At 40.8% G+C, this 14,783-nt stretch carries 16 protein-coding genes and 2 riboswitches; of the genes, 12 read left to right on the top strand and 4 right to left on the bottom strand.

Annotated elements, in window-relative coordinates:
• Position 1 precedes the first annotated feature (1 nt).
• The 4 genes from D8849_RS02710 (at position 2) to pyrE (ending at position 3,923) form a co-directional block, all read left to right on the top strand.
• Positions 2-1,060 carry a UDP-N-acetylglucosamine--N-acetylmuramyl-(pentapeptide) pyrophosphoryl-undecaprenol N-acetylglucosamine transferase gene (locus D8849_RS02710; RefSeq protein ID WP_125386115.1) on the top strand — a complete coding sequence of 353 codons (1,059 nt, stop codon included), beginning with the start codon at positions 2-4 and terminating at the stop codon, positions 1,058-1,060.
• 9 nt (positions 1,061-1,069) lie between these two features.
• Entirely contained in the window at positions 1,070-2,323 is a 1,254-nt protein-coding gene (locus D8849_RS02705) for a cell division protein FtsQ/DivIB (RefSeq protein WP_125386114.1), read from the top strand.
• 232 nt (positions 2,324-2,555) lie between these two features.
• Positions 2,556-3,257, top strand: a complete 702-nt coding sequence (pyrF, locus tag D8849_RS02700) for an orotidine-5'-phosphate decarboxylase (RefSeq protein ID WP_125386113.1) — start codon at positions 2,556-2,558, stop codon at positions 3,255-3,257.
• A gap of 33 nt (positions 3,258-3,290) precedes the next feature.
• Positions 3,291-3,923 (top strand): orotate phosphoribosyltransferase, encoded by a 633-nt coding sequence (gene pyrE, locus D8849_RS02695; protein WP_125386112.1) that lies wholly within the window; start codon positions 3,291-3,293, stop codon positions 3,921-3,923.
• 131 nt (positions 3,924-4,054) lie between these two features.
• Here the strand turns inward: pyrE and D8849_RS02690 are convergent, their stop codons facing one another.
• Genes D8849_RS02690 through D8849_RS02675 form a run of 4 tightly spaced genes read right to left on the bottom strand, consistent with a single transcriptional unit; the run spans position 4,055 to position 7,009 of the window.
• Positions 4,055-4,921 carry a cysteine ABC transporter substrate-binding protein gene (locus D8849_RS02690; RefSeq protein ID WP_125386111.1) on the bottom strand — a complete coding sequence of 289 codons (867 nt, stop codon included), beginning with the start codon at positions 4,919-4,921 and terminating at the stop codon, positions 4,055-4,057.
• 11 nt (positions 4,922-4,932) lie between these two features.
• Positions 4,933-5,691: an amino acid ABC transporter ATP-binding protein gene (locus tag D8849_RS02685; protein WP_000004999.1), complete on the bottom strand. Its 759-nt coding sequence runs from the start codon at positions 5,689-5,691 to the stop codon at positions 4,933-4,935.
• Positions 5,692-6,369: an amino acid ABC transporter permease gene (locus D8849_RS02680; protein WP_125386110.1), complete on the bottom strand. Its 678-nt coding sequence runs from the start codon at positions 6,367-6,369 to the stop codon at positions 5,692-5,694.
• Positions 6,329-7,009 carry an amino acid ABC transporter permease gene (locus D8849_RS02675; protein WP_125386109.1) on the bottom strand — a complete coding sequence of 227 codons (681 nt, stop codon included), beginning with the start codon at positions 7,007-7,009 and terminating at the stop codon, positions 6,329-6,331. Before D8849_RS02675 ends, D8849_RS02680 begins: the two co-directional genes overlap by 41 nt.
• Before the next feature lie 215 nt (positions 7,010-7,224).
• Here D8849_RS02675 and lctO point away from each other — a divergent pair, with 215 nt between their 5' ends.
• The 8 genes from lctO to tenA all read left to right on the top strand — a co-directional run bounded on the left by lctO (position 7,225) and on the right by tenA (position 14,782).
• The gene (gene lctO / locus D8849_RS02670) at positions 7,225-8,361 is read left to right on the top strand and encodes an L-lactate oxidase (protein ID WP_061587749.1); all 1,137 of its coding nucleotides are present in this window, start codon (positions 7,225-7,227) and stop codon (positions 8,359-8,361) included.
• A 147-nt stretch (positions 8,362-8,508) separates the two neighbouring features.
• A riboswitch (TPP riboswitch) is annotated at positions 8,509-8,597 on the top strand.
• A 215-nt stretch (positions 8,598-8,812) separates the two neighbouring features.
• Complete coding sequence (locus D8849_RS02665) at positions 8,813-9,481, top strand: TenA family protein (protein WP_049492273.1); 669 nt, start codon at positions 8,813-8,815, stop codon at positions 9,479-9,481.
• A gap of 128 nt (positions 9,482-9,609) precedes the next feature.
• Entirely contained in the window at positions 9,610-10,392 is a 783-nt protein-coding gene (gene thiM / locus D8849_RS02660; protein ID WP_185756196.1) for a hydroxyethylthiazole kinase, read from the top strand.
• 1 nt (position 10,393) lies between these two features.
• On the top strand, positions 10,394-11,023 hold the full coding sequence (gene thiE / locus D8849_RS02655) for a thiamine phosphate synthase (protein WP_125386107.1): 630 nt from the start codon (positions 10,394-10,396) through the stop codon (positions 11,021-11,023).
• 213 nt (positions 11,024-11,236) lie between these two features.
• Positions 11,237-11,325, top strand: a riboswitch (TPP riboswitch).
• 155 nt (positions 11,326-11,480) lie between these two features.
• A complete protein-coding gene (locus tag D8849_RS02650; protein ID WP_049510473.1) occupies positions 11,481-12,041 on the top strand; it encodes an ECF transporter S component in 561 nt (186 codons plus the stop codon).
• On the top strand, positions 12,042-13,427 hold the full coding sequence (locus D8849_RS02645) for an ATP-binding cassette domain-containing protein (RefSeq protein WP_125386106.1): 1,386 nt from the start codon (positions 12,042-12,044) through the stop codon (positions 13,425-13,427).
• A gap of 1 nt (position 13,428) precedes the next feature.
• Positions 13,429-14,079 (top strand): energy-coupling factor transporter transmembrane component T, encoded by a 651-nt coding sequence (locus D8849_RS02640; RefSeq protein WP_125386105.1) that lies wholly within the window; start codon positions 13,429-13,431, stop codon positions 14,077-14,079.
• Between the two features lie 10 nt (positions 14,080-14,089).
• The gene (tenA, locus tag D8849_RS02635) at positions 14,090-14,782 is read left to right on the top strand and encodes a thiaminase II (protein WP_125386104.1); all 693 of its coding nucleotides are present in this window, start codon (positions 14,090-14,092) and stop codon (positions 14,780-14,782) included.
• Position 14,783 lies beyond the last annotated feature (1 nt).

Below are 14,783 nucleotides of genomic sequence, written 5' to 3'. Positions count from 1 at the left end.
TATGAAAAAAATTGTCTTTACAGGTGGGGGGACGGTTGGACACGTGACCCTTAACCTTTTGTTAATGCCCAAGTTCATCGAAGATGGTTGGGAAGTCCACTATATCGGAGATAAGCGTGGGATCGAACACCAAGAAATCCTCAAGTCGGGTCTAGATGTCACCTTCCATTCCATTGCGACTGGAAAATTGCGTCGTTATTTCTCTTGGCAAAATATGCTGGACGTCTTCAAAGTTGGATGGGGAATTGTCCAGTCGCTCTTTATCATGTTGCGACTTCGTCCACAGGCTCTTTTTTCAAAGGGAGGCTTTGTCTCAGTACCGCCTGTTATCGCTGCGCGTGTGTCAGGAGTGCCTGTCTTTATTCACGAATCTGACCTATCTATGGGCTTGGCCAATAAAATCGCCTATAAATTTGCGACTAAGATGTATTCAACCTTTGAACAAGCTTCAAGTTTGTCTAAGGTCGAGCATGTGGGAGCAGTGACCAAGGTTTCAGACCAAAAAAATCCAGAACCAGATGAATTGGTAGATATTCAAACCCACTTTAATCCTAAATTGCCAACTGTATTGTTTGTCGGTGGTTCTGCAGGTGCTCGTGTCTTTAACCAATTGGTGACAGACTATAAGAAAGAACTGACAGAGCGCTACAATATTATCAATTTAACTGGAGATTCTAGTTTGAACGAGTTGAGCCAAAATCTTTTTCGTGTTGACTATGTGACCAATCTCTATCAACCCTTGATGGAATTGGCTGATATTGTTGTGACACGTGGTGGTGCCAATACGATTTTTGAGCTCTTGGCCATGGCAAAATTACATGTCATTGTGCCACTTGGTCGTGAAGCTAGTCGTGGTGACCAGATTGAAAATGCAGCTTACTTTGTAAAAAAAGGCTATGCAGAAGAGCTTCAAGAAAGCGATTTGACCTTGGACAGTTTGGAAGAGAAGCTTTCTCACTTACTAAGCCACAAGGAAGACTATCAAGCCAAGATGAAGGCTTCTAAGGAATTGAAATCTCTAGCAGATTTTTATCAATTGTTAAAAAAAGATTTATCATAAGGAAAGTAAATGTCAAAAGATAAGAAAAATGAGGGCAAAGAAATCCTCGAAGAATTTAAAGAGTTATCAGAATGGCAGAAACGAAACCAAGAATATCTAAAAAAGAAGGCTGAGGAAGAAGCAGCCCTAGCTGAGGAGAAGGAAAAGGAAAGACAATCTCGAATGGCTTCCAAATCTGAAAAGTCAGATGCAACCGAGGACCAAGAGAGTGAATCTGATCCAAAAGACCCAAAATCAGCTAAGGAAGATGCTAAAGAAAAAGTAGGAGAGTCAGAAGACGTCAAAAAAGAAGTAGTCAAAGAAGAATCAAAGTCTAAAAAGACAGAGAAAGAGGATAAACGGGATAAAAAGGCAGAGAAAAAGCCTGTTAAGGAAAAACCGGTCAAACCGAAAATTCCAGGAGTTCATATCTGGCGGGCTATCTCGATTTTGTTTCTCAGTCTGATTTTATTGGTTGTCTCTGCTTATTTGCTTAGTCCTTATGCGACCATGAAGGATATTCGTGTTGAGGGAACAGTGCAAACTACAGCTGATGATATTCGACAGGCTTCAGGCATTCAGGATTCGGATTATACGATTAACCTTCTGCTAGATAAGGCAAAATATGAAGAGCAGATCAAGTCTAATTATTGGGTTGAATCAGCTCAGCTTGTCTATCAATTTCCAACCAAGTTTACTATCAAGGTTAAGGAATACGATATTGTGGCCTACTATGTTTCTGGAGAAAGCCATTATCCAATCCTTTCAAGTGGGAAGGTGGAGACAAGTGCGGTAAGCTTGGTGAGTCTGCCAGAAACTTATATATCAGTTCTTTTTAATGACAGTGAACAAATCAAAGCCTTTACGTCTGAACTTGCTCAAATTAGCCCAGAACTCAAGTCTGCTATCCAAAAGGTGGAACTAGCCCCAAGCAAGGTGACATCAGATTTAATTCGATTGACTATGAATGATTCGGACGAGGTCTTGGTTCCTCTATCTGAAATGAGTAAGAAACTGCCTTACTATAGTAAGATTAAGCCACAATTGTCAGAACCGAGTGTGATTGACATGGAAGCTGGAATTTACAGCTACACAGTGGCGGATAAAGTAATTATGGAAGCTGAGGAAAAAGCCAAACAAGAGGCTAAGGAAGCTGAGAAGAAACAAAAAGAGGAAGAGAAGAAAAGACTGGAAGAACAGCAGAATAAACTAGAAGAGGAAAGGAAAAAGCTGGAGGAAGAGGGCAATCAAAACCAAACGACCCGACGTTCATCGCGTCGCTAGGTTTACCTTTTCTTCTATAGCTCTTTAGTTGCCATGTTTTTACTTGACAAGTGTTAGTAGAAATAATAGAATAGTAAAAAACCTTTAAAGCAGTCCAGAGAGGCAGCTAAGGTTAGACGGTGAAAGGGTGGAGACTACCCATTTTTCGTGGAACCTTGCTGTTGGCAGGTTCCTTTTTTCGTGGCTTCTGTTGCCCAGACTCTCTCACTAGCAAAGGTAAAAGGAGAAACCTATGCGAGAACATCGTCCAGTCATTGCTCTTGATTTTCCTAGTTTTGAGGCGGTCAAGGAATTCTTAGCTCTTTTTCCAGCAGAAGAAAGCCTTTATCTTAAGGTAGGGATGGAGCTTTATTACGCAACGGGGCCTGAGATTGTGTCTTACTTGAAAGGCCTGGGGCACAGTGTCTTTTTGGATCTCAAGCTGCATGACATTCCCAATACAGTCAAATCAGCTATGAAGGTCCTGTCTCAGCTTGGTGTGGATATGACAAATGTTCATGCTGCTGGGGGTGTAGAGATGATGAAGGCTGCGCGTGAAGGTCTTGGTAGTCAAGCCAAATTGATAGCTGTCACTCAGCTCACATCAACATCAGAAGCCCAGATGCAGGATTTTCAAAATATCCAAACCAGCCTGCAAGAGTCTGTGATTCATTATGCCAAGAAGACGGCTGAAGCGGGATTAGATGGTGTTGTTTGCTCGGCTCAGGAAGTGCAACTCATCAAGCAGGCCACTAATCCAGATTTTATCTGTCTAACACCGGGCATTCGTCCACAGGGATCTGCTGTTGGAGATCAAAAACGCGTGATGACACCTGCTGATGCCTATCAAATCGGTAGTGACTATATCGTAGTGGGACGTCCTATTATCCAAGCTGAGAATCCTGTTGCAGCTTATCATGCCATCAAGGATGAATGGACACAGGACTGGAATTAAAGAACTAGATTAGAAAAATAAAAGGAGAATACCATGACACTTGCTAAAGATATCGCTAGCCACCTCTTGAAAATTCAAGCCGTTTACCTCAAACCAGAGGAGCCTTTCACTTGGGCATCTGGTATCAAGTCGCCGATTTACACAGATAACCGTGTAACTCTTGCCTATCCAGAAACTCGTACTATCATTGAAAATGGCTTTGTGGAAGCTATTAAAGAAGCCTTTCCAGAGGTAGAAGTCATTGCAGGAACTGCAACGGCAGGGATTCCACACGGAGCTATTATTGCTGACAAGATGAATTTGCCATTTGCCTATATCCGTAGCAAACCAAAAGACCACGGCGCTGGTAATCAAATCGAAGGCCGAGTAACTCAGGGGCAAAAGATGGTAGTGGTTGAAGACCTCATTTCAACGGGCGGTTCTGTTCTCGAGGCCGTAGCAGCAGCTAAACGCGAAGGAGCTGACGTTCTTGGTGTTGTGGCAATTTTTAGCTATCAACTGCCAAAAGCAGATAAGAACTTCTCAGACGCAGGTGTCAAACTTGTGACGCTTTCTAACTACAGTGAACTCATCCACCTAGCCCAAGAAGAAGGTTACATCACACCAGAAGGCCTCGACCTTCTAAAACGATTTAAAGAAGACCAAGAAAATTGGCAAAACGCCTAAAACATAGAAAATCAGGTAGTCACTAGGATTACCTGATTTCTTTTTGTGATGTTATTGGATCTTATACTCAATGAAAATCAAATATAATCCAAGGTGAAGCTGATGTGGTTTTAAGAGATTTTCGAAGAGTATTAGTCAACTTTTCCACCTTCAACAACTAGGTCATCTGCTTTAGCAGCGTCACCGTAGGTTGGGTGAAGTGTTTTTTCATAGGCCTTGTGGAAGAAGTTTTCCTTGCCTAATTTTTCAATATCTTTATTGATGAAGTCTAGCAATTCTTGGTTGCCTTTTTGAACTGCTGCTGCGATGGTATCTGGATCACCGAGGGAAGTAATTCCTACTTCAAATCCTTTATTTTCAAGTGCCCAAGCTAGAACTTCAGTATTGTCAGTTGAAAAGGCATCTCCACGTCCGTCAAGAAGGGCTTGATAGGCATCGCTATATTGGTCGTATTTTTGGAGTTTTACTTCGGGGTGATTTTTCTCAAAATAAGTTTCAGCGGTCGTTCCTTTTGTAACAATCAAGGTTTTGCCTTCAAGTTGTTTGACGTCTGTGATGAGACCGGTCTTAGGCGATACGACTCCAAGAGAAACTTTCATGTATGGAAGGGCAAAATCAACTTGTTTCTTGCGTTCGTCAGTCACCGTAAAGTTGGCAAGAGTAATATCTACCTTGTTTGAAATCAAGTATTCAGCACGGTTGGCAGCGTCGACTGAAACGTATTTAACCTTGACACCAAGGTCTTGGGCCAGTTGATTCCCAAGTTCGATATCGTAACCTTGATAGGAACCGTCATTGTCAACATAACCAAATGGTTTCTTGTCTCCAAATACGGCGATTCGTAGCTCACCGCTTTTTTTGATTTCATCGATAGTGCGAGCCTTGGCAGTGGTTTTACCAGATGAGGAACCAGCATTTCCACTTGAGCTACAAGCTGTGACAAAGATAAGGGCAAAGGCAAGTGCCAAAACAGTAAAGAGTGGCTTGAATAGTTTCATAAGTATCTCCTTTATAGATATGAGCCAAATTGGCTAAAGTCAAAGACGTTTAAAAATTCCTGGGCTCGTTTGGTTTGTGGATTTGTGAAGAAGGCTTGAGCCGTTCCTTCTTCAGCTATTTTCCCTTGGTCGAGGAAGATAATCCGATCGGCAATAGCTTGGGCAAACTGCATTTCATGGGTTACTAAAATCATGGTACGGCCTTCTTGGGCCAAATCATTGATAAGTTCCAGCACCTCACGCACCATTTCTGGATCCAGCGAAGCAGTCACTTCGTCAAAAAGGATGATTTCTGGATGCATGAGGAGGGCACGGACAATTGCAACCCGTTGCTTCTGTCCACCAGATAATTGACGGGCAAAGCTATGCTGTTTATCCAGTAAACCGACACGCTCTAGTAATTGCAAAGCTTCTTCAGTTACTTCTTTCTTGTCACGTCCCTGAGCCTTGATAGGACCTAGGATGAGGTTTTGTAGAACATCCAGATGGGGAAAGAGTTCATAACTTTGAAAGACCATGCCAATCTTTTGGCGAACTAGGTGAAAATCTTTTTTATTTTCAACGATAGACTGACCATCCAGAAGAATATCTCCACCTTGAATACTTTCTAAGCCATTGAGGCAACGAAGGAGTGTACTTTTCCCACAACCAGATGGTCCTAGGATAACGACAACTTCCCCTTTTTTGATATCTAGAGAAAGTCCTTGGAGGATGGGATTGTCTCCGAAGGATTTTTTGAGTTCCTTGATTTCTAAAATAGTTTCCGACATCTAGTTCCTCCAATGTTTTTCTAAGTGAGTGGATAGTTTGGAAATAGGAAAGCAAACTGCGAAATACAAGACCAGAATGGTTCCATAAATCCAAAATGAAGCAGTTGGGATGGTCAGGCGATTGCTATCGATGATTTGTTGTCCAACTTTGGTCACTTCCACAACCCCAATCAAAACAACTAATGAAGTGGTTTTAATCATCCGAGTGACAAGGTTAATGGCTTGTGGCAGTAATCTTCTCAAGACTTGTGGGATGATGATGTGGTAGTAAAGTTGAACATTAGTCAAGCCGAGTGCCTGTCCGCTTTCAAACTGATGTTTAGGGAGAGAAGTGATGGCTCCACGTACTAAGTCTCCCATTTCAGCTGTTCCCCAGAGGGTAAAAACGATAATAGCTGAAGTTTCACCTGAGATATTGATATTAAAGTTTCGAGCCAAGCCAAAGTAAACGATGAAGAGTAGCACCAGCTGGGGCATGATACGGATGAATTCCAGATACAATCGTGTTAAAAATCGTATGATTCTAGAATGGGAGGTCATGATGATTCCCATGACTGTTCCGAACATCATGGATAAGAGGACAGACAGGATGGATATCCCAATCGTAACGCTCAATCCCTGTAAGATTCTCAGGAGATTATTTCCCTGAAAGAGTACTTGGATTCCCGAATCCTGCATGGCGGAGCCTCCTTTCTATCCAGCTAAAGACCAGTGAGATGGGTAGCAACATGATAAGGTAAGCAACTACCAACATAGCAAGCGCAATGTCTGTCTCATAGTAGAGCCCAATCAAGTCCTTGGTGACGTACATGAGGTCGGCCAAAGCCACTGCTGAGAAAACAGAGGTTTCCTTGATCAGGAAAATGACATTGGCACTAAAAGACGGTAGGGCCACCGCTGTTGCTTGCGGAAGAACCACATAGCGAAAGACCTGTACAGGTGTCATACCGATTGCTAATCCAATCTCCTGCTGGGTTTGACTGACGGCTTCCAGCCCACTTCGGAAAGATTCTGCCATATAGGAGCCTCCTAAAAAGACAAGTCCCAGAGTGGCACAGACTTCTGAAGATAGGACAATCCCTACTCTAGGAAGTCCGAAGTAGAGAAAGAAGAGTTGAATCAAAAGGGGCGTGTTGCGTGACAATTCAATGTAGGCTGTCGCTACTTGCGCCAAAACAGGGATTCGATAATGTCGGATGATACTAACGATTAAACCGAGCAGAAAGGATCCCAAAATTCCCCAAACTGCAATATGCAAGGTCAGAAGAAATGCCTTTTGATATAGTGGTAGATATTGTTCAACAATGGACCAATCCAAAAATAGAACCTCCCATCTAGAAATAATACAGTTATTGTAGCACTTAAAAGCTCCTTTGGATAATATCTATTTTTTATTGCCGTTATAAGGATTTTTTATCATAGACACAATCTTTCTGAAATTTCCAAACAAAATATTTGAAAAGTTTTGAAAAAAGAGTTAAGATATTTTTGTAATATACAAAGTAAACGCTTACTTATTAAGGAGGACATTTTATGTCATACAAAACAAGCAATGCAGAAGGTCATGTAGATTTCATCAATACCTATGATTTGGAGCCAATGGCGCAACAGGTTATTCCTAAAGCAGCATTTGGTTATATCGCCAGTGGAGCAGAAGATACCTTCACTTTACGCGAGAACATCCGTGCCTTTAACCACAAGCTCATTGTTCCTCATACACTTTGCAATGTTGAAAATCCAAGTACAGAGATTGAATTTGCGGGTGAAAAACTATCTTCACCAATCATTATGGCGCCTGTTGCGGCTCATAAATTGGCAAATGAACAAGGTGAAGTGGCTACTGCGCGTGGTGTGCATGAGTTTGGTTCTCTTTATACAACCAGCTCTTACTCTACTGTTGACCTTCCTGAAATTACGGAAGCTCTTCAAGGGACACCTCATTGGTTCCAATTTTACTTTAGTAAGGATGACGGCATTAACCGCCACATCATGGACCGTGTAAAGGCTGAAGGCTACAAAGCGATTGTCTTGACAGCAGATGCTACTGTAGGGGGGAATCGTGAGGTTGATAAGCGTAATGGTTTTGTCTTCCCAGTTGGCATGCCGATTGTTGAAGAATACCTGCCAGAAGGTGCTGGTAAATCAATGGACTTTGTTTACAAATCAGCTAAACAACGCTTGTCTCCACGTGATGTAGAATTTATCGCTGAATACTCAGGACTTCCTGTATATGTCAAGGGCCCACAATGCCGTGAGGATGTTGAACGTTCGCTTGCTGCAGGAGCTTCTGGTATCTGGGTAACCAACCACGGTGGTCGCCAAATCGATGGTGGACCAGCTGCCTTCGACTCACTTCAAGAAGTAGCAGAAGCAGTTGACAAACGTGTGCCAATCGTCTTTGACTCAGGTATTCGTCGTGGTCAACACGTCTTTAAAGCCTTGGCTTCAGGAGCAGACTTGGTAGCTATTGGTCGCCCTGTCATCTATGGTTTGGCTCTCGGTGGTAGTGTTGGTGTACGTCAAGTCTTTGAACACTTGAATTCAGAATTGAAGACAGTTATGCAATTATCTGGAACTCAGACGATTGAAGATGTTAAACACTTTAAACTCCGTCATAACCCATACAACCCAACCTTCCCAGTTGACCCACGCGACTTAAAATTGTATTGATAAAAATATTGCCTCCACTGAATGTGGAGGTTTTTCTTAGTGTATAGGAAGAATAAATCACCATTGAAAACTATATAAATATATTTTTCAGTCAAATATCTTGCTAGGGCTTTCATTTTTTGCTATACTGGTCCAGTAATTAAATAATAAAGACATTTGGGGTGCTTTAAGCTGAGATGATACCCATTGAACCTGATACAGTTAAGACTGGCGAAGGGAAATGTGAAACGTTTTTTCGTATGGCGAAATGAACGATCTAATCTTGTAAGCTAAACTCTAATTCTTGATTGTAATTGGAGTTTTTTTGTTTATATAAGCTGGATGAAGGTGATACAAAGCATTTAGGGAGCTCTTCTTGAACGCCCTTGATTTTCTTTAAAAAGGTCAAGTAAAACTAGGATTTTCTTGATGTTTTGTCGATTACGAACGAGTAAAGAGAGGAAAAGTAAATATGGAAACACAAGACTATGCATTTGAGCCAGGTTTGATTGTTGGAGAATTATTAAAAAGCAGTCAGAAGGATTGGCAGGATGCAATCAATCATCGTTTTGTTCAGGAACTTTTTGTGGGGACAATTGAGAATAAGGTCTTAAAAGAATACCTGATTCAAGATTATCACTTCTTTGATGCCTTCTTATCCATGCTGGGTGCTTGCGTAGCCCACGCAGACCAGCTTGAATCCAAGCTTCGTTTTGCCAAGCAACTAGGCTTTCTTGAAGCAGATGAAGACGGTTATTTCCAAAAGGCTTTTAAAGAGTTAAAAGTATCTGAGAATGATTATCAGGAAGTGACTTTGCATCCTGTAACAAAAGCCTTTCAGGAGCTTATGTATTCTGCTGTGTCATCATCAGACTATGCCCATCTTTTGGTCATGCTGGTCATTGCAGAAGGGCTCTATCTAGACTGGGGTTCTAAAGATTTGGCTCTACCTGAAGCCTATATTCATTCGGAATGGATCAATCTCCACAGAGGTCCTTTCTTTGCAGAGTGGGTTCAATTTCTGGTTGACGAACTCAATCGTTTCGGGAAAGGTCGAGAAGATTTGACAGAACTTCAGGAACGCTGGAATCAAGCAGTTGCCTTAGAATTAGCCTTTTTTGATATTGGCTATGACGCCTAGTGAAGGTTTAGGATATTTACAAATTTGATGAGGTAAATTATTCAATGTAAATAAAAAAATTTCTTAACGAAAGATAGAGATAAATCGAAATCAGTAGATCGTATAAAGTGAAAAGGAAGGATTTCAATATGACAAGTTTAAAATTATTAAAAGAAAAAGCACCTTTGGTCATTTGCATCACCAATGATGTAGTAAAAAATTTCACAGCAAATGGATTAGTAGCACTGGGTGCATCACCAGCTATGAGTGAGTTTCCTGCAGATTTAGAGGATTTGTTAAAGTATGCTGGAGGTTTATTAATAAACATAGGAACATTGACAGATGAAAATTGGAAATTATACCAAGCTGCTTTGAAAATTGCAGAGAAATATAATGTCCCAGCAGTTTTAGATCCTGTAGCCTGTGGAGCAGGAGAATATAGAAAAAAAGTAGCAGATGATCTAATTAACAATTACAAACTAGCAGCGATTAGAGGAAATGCTGGCGAGATTGCCTCTTTAGTAGGAATAAATGTGGAATCTAAAGGAGTAGATAGTGCGGGTGTAGATAATATTGACGAAATTGCTCTAGCAGCAAATGAGAAGTTCAATATTCCAATTGTAGTAACAGGTGAAGTGGATGCTATTGCGGTAAATGGAGAAGTTGTAACGATTCATAATGGTAGTGCCATGATGCCAAAAGTTATTGGGACAGGATGCTTATTAGGTGCTGTAGTAGCAAGCTTTATCGGACTTGAAAAAGGTCAAGAATTGAAATCATTAGAAACAGCAATGTTGGTTTACAATATCGCTGGAGAAATGGCAGAAAAACGTCCAAATGGACATCTTCCTGGAACATTTAAAGTTGAATTTATAAATGCCTTATATGAGATTACAGATGAAGATGTAAAGGAATTCAAAAGAGTGAAGTAAAATGTTTCATAAAGAATTACTAAAACTATATTTTATTTGTGGAACGACTACTTGCCAAGGAAAAGATCTATATACGGTCGTTGAGGAAGCCTTAAAAGGTGGTATAACCTTATTTCAATTCCGTGAAAAAGGGGAGGGAGCCTTAGAAGGTAAAGAAAAAGTCGAATTAGCAATTAAACTACAGGATCTTTGTAAAAAATACAATGTTCCGTTTATTGTTAATGATGATATTGATTTGGCAATGGAAATTGACGCTGATGGCGTACATGTAGGACAGGATGACCTTGGAGTTGATGAAATTAGAAAATTGATGCCAGATAAAATAATTGGTCTTTCTATAAAAAACGAGGAAGAATTTCAACAATCAAAAGTTGAATATGTAGATTATGTTGGTGTTGGTCCTGTATTTGATACCCAGTCAAAGGACGATGCTGGTGGTGCTATAGGTTATGAAGGTCTTAAATTGATGAGAAAACTATTGCCACAAATGCCCTTAGTTGCAATTGGTGGGATACAGACGCAACATATTAAAGACATTATGAAGACCAATGTTGATGGTGTTTCAATCATTTCAGCAATATCGTATGCAAAAAATATAGAAAAAACTGTTCGAGAAATGAGTGAACAATAGCTATCAATTTTTCCTTGGATTTTGAGGGAGTAGGATTTTCTTTTTTCTAAAAAGCTATGTCCAGATTCAGCTCAAATGGCTAATCTATCAAACAAGACATTTGGTTTTTGCAAAAGAAAGATCTGCTGTCTTTTTGAGTACAAGGCTGTATTTCCAGTTCAATTTCTTGAACTAGAATAAATCGTCTGTTAAAATAATTATATAATTAAATAATAAAGACATTTGGGGTGCTTTAGGCTGAGATGATACCCATTGAACCTGATACAGTTAAGACTGGCGAAGGGAAATGTGAAATGGTTTTGTATTTATAGAAACTAACCATCTAATCTTGTAAGCTGAACTCTAATTCCTATCTGTAATTAGAGTTTTTTCTTTTACGAAACTGGATGAAGATGATACAAAGCATTTAGGTAGCTCACCTTGAATACCCCACTTTTCTTTAAAAAAGGAGTTTTTTATGTTGAAAAAATGGCAGTTAAAAGATGTTATTTTACTTGCTTTCTTGTCTATCTTTTTTGGTGGCGTTTTTGTAGGATCCGGCTATCTGTTTGATGTCCTCACTCTGATTTTAGCCCCTCTTGGCTTGCAGGCCTTTGCCAATGAAATCCTCTTTGGTCTCTGGTGTATGGCTGCGCCCATTGCGGCCATCTTTGTTCCAAGAGTGGGAAGCGCAACGATTGGAGAAGTGCTAGCTGCGCTTGCTGAAGTCCTTTATGGTAGCCAATTCGGTCTAGGTGCCCTTTTGTCTGGCTTGGTTCAAGGTTTGGGAAGTGAACTTGGTTTTATCGTAACCAAGAATCGCTATGAAAGTTGGCTCTCTCTAACTGCTAATAGTATTGGGATTACGCTTGTTAGCTTTGTCTATGAATACATTAAGTTAGGTTACTACGCCTTCTCCCTTCCTTTTGTTCTTTCCTTGCTTGTAGTACGTTTTATTTCCGTCTTTTTCTTCTGTACTATCTTGGTTCGTGCCATTGTCAAACTTTATCATCAGTTTGCAGCTGGAGGGAAGGCATAGATGGGGCTGGAATTACGAGAGATTCAGTCCCCAATCTTCTCTGAGCCGCTTGATTTTACTTTTCATGAGCAAGCTTTTACCTTGTTAGTTGGGAGCAGTGGTTCAGGAAAATCGAGTCTTTTTCAAATGATTGCCCAAGTCAGTTCTCTTCCCTATAGCGGTCAAGTCCTGATAAATGGGAGCGAGATCAGTCAGCTTTCTATCATCGAGCGTGTCCAGACGGTTGGTATTCTCTTTCAAAATCCCAATCATCAATTTACCATGGAGAACTTGTTTGAGGAGCTGATTTTTACCTTGGAAAATATTGGGCATCCCGTTCAGGAAATTGATTCTAAAATAGTAGAGGTGGTCCAGCAATGTCGCTGCAAGGCGATTTTGCACCGTCCCATCCATCACCTATCAGGTGGAGAAAAGCAAAAAGCTGCCTTAGCTGTTTTCTTTGCCATGAATCCTAGGGTCTATCTCTTGGATGAGCCCTTCGCTTCCATTGACCGCAAGAGCAGAATCGAGATATTAGAGATTCTAAAAGAGTTAGCCTCTAATGGGAAGACAGTTATTTTGTGCGACCATGATTTATCTGATTATGAAGCCTATATCGACTATATGGTGGAGCTAAGAGATGGACAACTAAGGGAAGTGTTTCAAATCCCTACCTCTGAGATGACACAGGTTGCTTCAAAGGAAGTTGCTTCTAGCCCAGAACTATTCCATATGGACCGTGTGACTTGTGAGCTGGATCATCGTTCCCTTTTTTCAATTGCGGATTTTACATTTTACCAAGGAATTTCCTGTATCTTGGGTGATAATGGCGTCGGGAAATCCACCCTCTTTCGGTCTATTCTTCAATTTCAAAAGTATAAGGGGCGCATTACCTGGAAGGGGACAGTCCTGAAAAAGAAAAAGAGTTTGTACCGTGACATGACGGGTGTTGTTCAGGAAGCTGAAAAGCAGTTTATACGAGCTAGTCTGCGAGAAGAGCTTCAATTAGATGGACCTGATTCTGAAAGAAATCAGCGAATTCTTCAAGCTTTACGGTATTTTGATCTGGAGCAGGCACTCGATAAGAGTCCCTATCAATTAAGTGGTGGACAGCAAAAGATTCTTCAGCTCTTGACCATCTTGACCAGTAAGGCTTCTGTGATTTTGCTAGATGAACCTTTTGCTGGTTTGGATGATAGAGCTTGCCATTATTTTTGCAAGTGGATTGTGGAGGACAGAAATCAAGGAAGAAGTTTTCTAATCATTAGCCATCGTTTGGATCCCTTGATCTCTGTGGTTGATTATTGGATTGAGATGACTAGTCAAGGTCTCAGTCATGTGAAAAAAGTGACAATTACCAAACCACTCACATCTCAGAGTAGCAATACCCAAGGGGAGGTGAGATAGTATGGTCAAAGTAGCAACTAAGACACCAATTATCAGTCTCTTCTTGCTGATTTTATCGCTGGAAACATCTTTCATTCCTTCGATTGCTCTAAATCTTTCGGTAGTCGCATTTTGTATTCTCTTTATGCTCTATTACCGTCGATTTAAAGTATTGGCTTGGATGATTCTGCTTGCCATTTTGCCATCCTTTGCCAACTACTGGGCAGTTCAGTTACATGGAGATGCTTCGCAGGCAGTCATGCTTGGAACGAGGGCCTTTGTGACCGTTTGTATTGGTCTTGTTTTTGTTTCCTCTATTTCCCTAAAAGAGCTTCTCTTGTACTTGGCTCAAAAGGGATTATCACGCTCTTGGGCCTATGCCTTGGTTGTTGTATTCAATTCCTTCCCCCTCATTCAGCAAGAAATCAAATCTCTCAAGGAAGCTTGCTTATTACGCGGTCAAGAACTACATTTTTGGTCGCCCTTGATTTACAGCAAGGTTTTGATGACGGTCTTTAGATGGCGCCATCTTTATCTGAGAGCCCTATCGGCGCATGGATATGACGAACATGCACAGGTGGAGAATAGCTATCGGACTTTTTATATTCCTCAAAGGACAATATTCATCTACCTGCTTTTCTTTTTATTGCTTCAAACCAGTCTATTTTTATAAAGGAGTTATTATGGAATTTACAGATATTGCGATGGAATTATCCAAGGAAGCTTGGCAGACTTCTTTTCATCATCCCTTTATTTTACAATTACAAGAGGGAAATTTAGAACCTGCCATTTTCCGCTATTACCTGATTCAGGATGCCTACTATCTGAAGGCTTTCTCAGAAATCTATCACCTTTTGGCTGATAAGACTTCAAACCAAGAGATGAAAAGACTCTTGAAACAAAATGCTCAGAGTTTAGTAGAAGGGGAGTTATTTATCCGCCAACAATTTTTCAAGGAATTGGAAATCAGCAATCAGGAAATGGAGCAACATTCAATCGCTCCAACCTGCTATCATTATATCTCCCACATTTATCGGCAATTTGCAGAGCCCAACTTAGCCATCGCTTTTGCAAGTTTGCTGCCTTGTCCTTGGTTATATCATGATATAGGCAAATCACTTAATCTTAAACCATCACCAAATCCTCTCTACCAACAATGGATTGAAACTTATATTACGGATGAGTTGGAGCAGCAGATCAGAGAGGAGGGAGCGCTGGTCAATCAACTCTATCGAGAAAGTGACGAGACAGACAAGAAAAAAATGCTAGAAGCCTTCCACATCAGTGTTCATATGGAAGCCAAGTTTTGGGAAATGGCTTACCAACACCAGACATGGAAGAGCGATTTACAGTCTTTAGAAACAGGAGAAGAATAGA

The sequence above is a fragment of the Streptococcus mitis genome, assembly GCF_003942765.1.
GTDB classification, from domain to species: domain Bacteria; phylum Bacillota; class Bacilli; order Lactobacillales; family Streptococcaceae; genus Streptococcus; species Streptococcus mitis_BE.
This window is presented reverse-complemented; position numbering and strand designations above follow the sequence as displayed.

Bases quoted from the DNA above. Each gene is read 5' to 3' on its own strand.
- D8849_RS02710 (WP_125386115.1), top strand. From the start codon at position 2: ATGAAAAAAATTGTCTTTACAGGTGGGGGGACGGTTGGACACGTGACC.
- D8849_RS02705 (WP_125386114.1), top strand. From the start codon at position 1,070: ATGTCAAAAGATAAGAAAAATGAGGGCAAAGAAATCCTCGAAGAATTT.
- pyrF (WP_125386113.1), top strand. From the start codon at position 2,556: ATGCGAGAACATCGTCCAGTCATTGCTCTTGATTTTCCTAGTTTTGAG.
- pyrE (WP_125386112.1), top strand. From the start codon at position 3,291: ATGACACTTGCTAAAGATATCGCTAGCCACCTCTTGAAAATTCAAGCC.
- D8849_RS02690 (WP_125386111.1), bottom strand. From the start codon at position 4,921: ATGAAACTATTCAAGCCACTCTTTACTGTTTTGGCACTTGCCTTTGCC.
- D8849_RS02685 (WP_000004999.1), bottom strand. From the start codon at position 5,691: ATGTCGGAAACTATTTTAGAAATCAAGGAACTCAAAAAATCCTTCGGA.
- D8849_RS02680 (WP_125386110.1), bottom strand. From the start codon at position 6,369: ATGCAGGATTCGGGAATCCAAGTACTCTTTCAGGGAAATAATCTCCTG.
- lctO (WP_061587749.1), top strand. From the start codon at position 7,225: ATGTCATACAAAACAAGCAATGCAGAAGGTCATGTAGATTTCATCAAT.
- D8849_RS02665 (WP_049492273.1), top strand. From the start codon at position 8,813: ATGGAAACACAAGACTATGCATTTGAGCCAGGTTTGATTGTTGGAGAA.
- thiM (WP_185756196.1), top strand. From the start codon at position 9,610: ATGACAAGTTTAAAATTATTAAAAGAAAAAGCACCTTTGGTCATTTGC.
- thiE (WP_125386107.1), top strand. From the start codon at position 10,394: ATGTTTCATAAAGAATTACTAAAACTATATTTTATTTGTGGAACGACT.
- D8849_RS02650 (WP_049510473.1), top strand. From the start codon at position 11,481: ATGTTGAAAAAATGGCAGTTAAAAGATGTTATTTTACTTGCTTTCTTG.
- D8849_RS02645 (WP_125386106.1), top strand. From the start codon at position 12,042: ATGGGGCTGGAATTACGAGAGATTCAGTCCCCAATCTTCTCTGAGCCG.
- D8849_RS02640 (WP_125386105.1), top strand. From the start codon at position 13,429: ATGGTCAAAGTAGCAACTAAGACACCAATTATCAGTCTCTTCTTGCTG.
- tenA (WP_125386104.1), top strand. From the start codon at position 14,090: ATGGAATTTACAGATATTGCGATGGAATTATCCAAGGAAGCTTGGCAG.